The sequence below is a fragment of the Geomonas sp. genome, assembly GCF_056994735.1.
Genome location: NZ_JBXKJL010000330.1, coordinates 1 through 4,436 on the forward strand (window position 1 = coordinate 1; position 4,436 = coordinate 4,436).

Sequence of the window (4,436 nt, forward strand, 5' to 3'; positions counted from 1 at the left end):
GCCGGATCGACCTTCATCTCCGCCTGCATGCCGCGCAGGATCTCGACGATCTCGGAGGGAGGGAGCGGCTTGCGGTAAGGCCGGTTCTGGGCCAGCGCCTGGTAGATGTCGGCTATCTTGATGATGCGGGCTTCCAGGTCGATGTCGGTGGCTGACATATGAAAGGGGTACCCCGTCCCGTTGAGCGACTCGTGGTGCTGCGAGGCCCAGCGGGCCAACTCCTCCAGGCCGAGCACCCGCTTCAGTATCTGGTAGGTGGCGAAACTGTGCTTCTTCATGTATGCCCTTCCCTGCGGCGTAAGCGCCAGGGGGCTCTCCAAGACTTCATCCGGGATCTGCAGCTTCCCGATGTCGTGCAAAAGCCCCGCGATCTCCACCATGTCGAGCTTCTCGCTGGCAACACCGGTCCTCTCGGCGATGTAGCGCGCCAGCCGTGCCACCCCCAGCGAGTGCTCGGTGGTGAAATGTGACTTGGCGTCGACGATCTCGGCGATGATATGGGCGAACCTTTTCAGGTCCTCCAGTTCCACCGGCTGTTTGTTGGTCTGTCTCTCCATCTCGTTCACGTACTGCGGGATGAAGTCGGGGTTCAGGATCAGCCAGAAGGCTTCGGCGCGGGAGGCCTCAAGGAATGCGTCGACCAGTTCCGGAGCGAAGAGGGTGCCGCGATAGCGCTTGATGACGTTACCTATCTCGTCGGTATGGAGCAGCAGCGAGTTGTCGGCATAGTAGGGCGCTGCGTTGGCATCGATGCGGTCGGCCATGAAGACCAGGTTTGCCACTTGGGCGAGGGCGGGGCTTATGTCCACGGCCGACAAATCATTCCAGTGCCGGTGGTGATAGCGCAGGATGGGGGCCAGATGTGCCAGGGGGGTGAAATCCTTCAGCAGGTCATACCCCCGCTGGCAGTGCTCCCCCTCCCCCTCCCACTCGAACTCGGTTATCAGTGAGCGATGGACCCGTGTCGAGGAAACACCCACATCATGCAAGAGGCCGGCATCGAAGAGGAGGTTCTGTCGCGACTGATCCCATCCGAGGCGCTTGGCACATTCGACAGCAAGAATGGCAACCCTCCGTCCGTGCAGGACATCATCAACACCTACCAGATCCACAGCGCTGGCAATGACTAGGACCACCTGCCTTATGTCTATCACTATGGCCATTGTTTCTCCCCGGTCGGTTCCTGTTTCAGTCCTTCCTCTGTCATGCCGTGGTTAAGTCTATCTCAACTTCATTACCCTCCAAGCTGTGACAGTGAGATTGCCTTGTATGGTAGGAATGCGGCATGAGCGGCATCCCTGCCGCGGCAACACTGGCGCCCCCGTCGCGTCCTCACGGCTTGACAGCCCCATTTGGGATGACATACGATCATACCTTGTGCGGAGGTGGTATTGTGGCCAGAGCAAAACTTGCAGTAACGTTAGACGAAAAGATACTGATGGAGGTGGATCGGCTTGTGAGCCGGCGGATTTTCCCAAATCGCAGTCGCGCCATCGAAGAGGCGGTCCGGGAAAAGCTTGAGCGAATGACGCATAATCGGCTTGCCCGTGAATGTGCAAAACTAGACACTGCTGTGGAGCAAGCTTTAGCCGAGGAAGGAATCGGAGAGGAGACGGTAGAAGGGCTAAACGAGATCCTCGGCTAGGCCACCTTTCATACGATAAAAAATCGGCAGGGTAGCGCAAAGCTACCCTGCCGTTTTTCATGGTGCCACAGCGGGATTGAATTAGATATCCCAGCTGTCGATCTTCATGGTGCCCTTCTTGGCCAGGTTGACCTGCATCTTGAAGACGCGGTCGAGCATCTGCGGCTCGTGGCCGGCTTTGCGCTCCAGGCACTCCTTCTTCGCACGGTCTAAGTAGTCCTGCAGCAGCGGCTTGTAATCGGGGTGAGCACACTTGTCGATGATCAGCTGAGCCCGGCTCTTCGGATCGAGGCCGCGCAGGTCGGCGAGACCCTGCTCGGTGACCAGGACATCAAGGTCATGCTCGGTGTGGTCGACATGCGGCACGTGCGGTACAACGCAGGTGATGCCGGTCGGATCGGTCTTGGACGGACGGGCCGACGGGGTGTGCATGATGGAGAGATAAGCGTTGCGGAGGAAGTCCCCCGAGCCGCCGATGCCGTTGATCATCCTGGTCCCGCCAACGAGGGTGGAGTTGGCGTGAGCGTAGATGTCGAACTCCACCGGGGTGTTCATCGCGATGCAGCCCAGGCGACGGATAGGCTCCGGATGGTTGGCGATCGAGAGCGGACGCATCATCACCTTGTTGCAGTACTTGTCCCAGTTGCCGTAGAAGCGCTTGAAGCCTTCCACCGAGAAGGAGAGGGAGACGGTCGAGGCGAAGTCCAGCTTCCCGGAATCGAAGAAGTCGAGCATGGTATCCTGCAGCACCTCGGTCCAGACCTTGAGGCCGGTGAACGGGCCGTTGGCCAGACCGCCGATGACCGCGTTGGCGATGGAACCGACGCCGGACTGCAGCGGCAGCAGGTTCTTCGGAAGTCTCCCGGCCTTCACCTCGGCCGAGAAGAACTCGATGATGTTCCTGGCGATCGCTTCCGAGGTGTCGTCCTGCTCGCTGAAGGCGCGGCCGTTGTCGGGACGGTCGGATTCGATGATGGCAACGATCTTGTCGTTGTCGATCCTGACATAGGGGGAACCGGCACGGTCGTCGACCCTGGCGATCAGGTAGGGAAGACGGTTGGGCGGATTGATCGGCTCGACGATGTCGTGCAGCCCCTCGAAGTTCGGGATCGAGGTGTTGATCTCGATGATGACTTTGTCCGCGATCTGCACGATCTCGGGTACGGCGCCGCAGGAAGCGGTCAGGACCAGGTCGCCGTTCTCGGTGATGGCGGAGCACTCCAGGATCGCGATATCCAGCCGGCCGCCGTTATCCTTGGTGTAGAAGCCGTAGCCGAGATCCTGGGCGAACATGGAGAGGTGCCTGTCTCCCATGCGGATGCGCCCTTCGTTGATGCCGGCCTGGATGTTCTTCCCGGTCTGGTAAGGCCAGCGACGGTCGATCATGTCCAGCGATGCCCAACGGTCTTCGGTCTCGACGCCAACCGAAGCGCCGATGAAGAGGTTGAACTTCAGTTTCCCCTGCAGATTGTTCTTCTCCACGTGGTCGGCCAGGGCGATCGGCACCATCTTCGGGTAGCCGGCGGGGGTAAAGCCCGACCAGCCGAGGTTCATCCCGTTCTTGAACATGGGGATGACTTCGTCTACCGTCTTGATCCTGGAATGAAGGCTGGACTTCCTGATCCTGTTGTGCAATTCAGACATCTGATCCTCCTGATATGTTTTTGTGCGCAGTCGCAGAAGGCATTGCGCCTCCCCTCCTGCCTATGTTAAAGAAACCATATCGAACGTTCGTTCGAAAACGAATACACCATATCAGTACGTCGTTCTGTTTGCAATAAAATTGGCATTTCAGGGAGTTTTTTGTTACTGTCACGCACATTAAGAGAAATTGGGGTGACGATGGAAAAGATCGACTGCCGGGCGAAGCTATTAGAGGTGGGGACAAAACTGTTCGCAGAGAGGGGGCTTTACGGGGTAAGCATCCGGGAGCTTTCCCTGGAGGCGGGGACCAGCATCTCGATGATCTCCTATCACTTCGGCAGCAAGGAAGGGCTCTACTCCGCCGTATTGCAGCAGCAGTTCGCCTCGTTCCAGGAGATACACGAGCTCCGGCGGCGCGTTTCCGATCCCGTGTTGATGGTGGAGGAGTATCTCCGCTGGACCTTCCAGCGGCACCGCAACAATCCGCACCTGCTGCGCTTTTACACGAGCGAACTGACCAACCCGACCGCCTTCTTCGAGAGCATCGTGCTCCCCGTGATCGACGAGGTCATCGTCACCATGGCGGCCGTGATCGAGGAGGGAAAAAGACAAAAGCAGTTCCGGGACGATGTGAATGCCACCAATGCGGCCATCGCCCTGGCCGGCATGGTGAACTATTTCTTTCTCAGCACCCGGGTGACAGAGAAACTCATTGGTCATACACCAGATCAGGACGAGAACCTGATACACCAGTATCTCGCAATATTCACCAAGGGAGTTGCTGCCATAGGGAACTAACCCACTGAAGATACGAATCCAGCCGCTGCCTTGATGGCCTCTCCCCTTCTTCCCTAGCCCCAGCCCTCTTGAGCAAGATGAGGGCGGAACGGCAGCCTCAGCTACTTGATCCCGCCTCCCCCGCACCAGCACATCCCACAGCTTCCACCGGATTTCTTCGAATAAACTGCAGCGTCAGTTCCGCTCAAGGCTTGATCACGATCGGTGTACCGTCAGCCACGAACTGCCAGATTTCGTCCATCTCGGCGTTGTTGACCGCTATGCACCCCTTGGTCCAGTTGAGCCTGTAGTGGTCATCGGCGAGGTCGTCGAAGCCCTCCGGCAGGCCGTGGATCTCGATATCGCCACC

General features: G+C 58.5%; 5 protein-coding genes. 2 read left to right on the top strand and 3 right to left on the bottom strand.

What is annotated here, in order from left to right; all coding sequences use genetic code 11:
• Positions 1-1,163: HD domain-containing phosphohydrolase (locus tag AC11W3_RS14320; RefSeq protein ID WP_484093215.1), on the bottom strand; the 1,163-nt coding region annotated here is incomplete at its 3' end.
• Between the two features lie 230 nt (positions 1,164-1,393).
• On the opposite strand from AC11W3_RS14320, the gene AC11W3_RS14325 reads away from it, so the two are divergent.
• Positions 1,394-1,645, top strand: coding sequence for a CopG family ribbon-helix-helix protein (locus AC11W3_RS14325; protein WP_484093216.1), 252 nt, complete (start codon positions 1,394-1,396; stop codon positions 1,643-1,645).
• Between the two features lie 81 nt (positions 1,646-1,726).
• Here the strand turns inward: AC11W3_RS14325 and scpC are convergent, their stop codons facing one another.
• On the bottom strand, positions 1,727-3,289 hold the full coding sequence (scpC, locus tag AC11W3_RS14330) for a succinyl-CoA:acetate CoA-transferase ScpC (protein ID WP_484093217.1): 1,563 nt from the start codon (positions 3,287-3,289) through the stop codon (positions 1,727-1,729).
• A gap of 198 nt (positions 3,290-3,487) precedes the next feature.
• On the opposite strand from scpC, the gene AC11W3_RS14335 reads away from it, so the two are divergent.
• A complete protein-coding gene (locus AC11W3_RS14335; protein WP_484091883.1) occupies positions 3,488-4,087 on the top strand; it encodes a TetR/AcrR family transcriptional regulator in 600 nt (199 codons plus the stop codon).
• A 184-nt stretch (positions 4,088-4,271) separates the two neighbouring features.
• Here the strand turns inward: AC11W3_RS14335 and AC11W3_RS14340 are convergent, their stop codons facing one another.
• Complete coding sequence (locus AC11W3_RS14340) at positions 4,272-4,427, bottom strand: L,D-transpeptidase family protein (RefSeq protein ID WP_484093218.1); 156 nt, start codon at positions 4,425-4,427, stop codon at positions 4,272-4,274.
• Positions 4,428-4,436 lie beyond the last annotated feature (9 nt).

Coding starts and splice junctions, on each gene's coding strand:
- scpC (WP_484093217.1), bottom strand. CDS start 3,289: ATGTCTGAATTGCACAACAGGATCAGGAAGTCCAGCCTTCATTCCAGG.
- AC11W3_RS14335 (WP_484091883.1), top strand. CDS start 3,488: ATGGAAAAGATCGACTGCCGGGCGAAGCTATTAGAGGTGGGGACAAAA.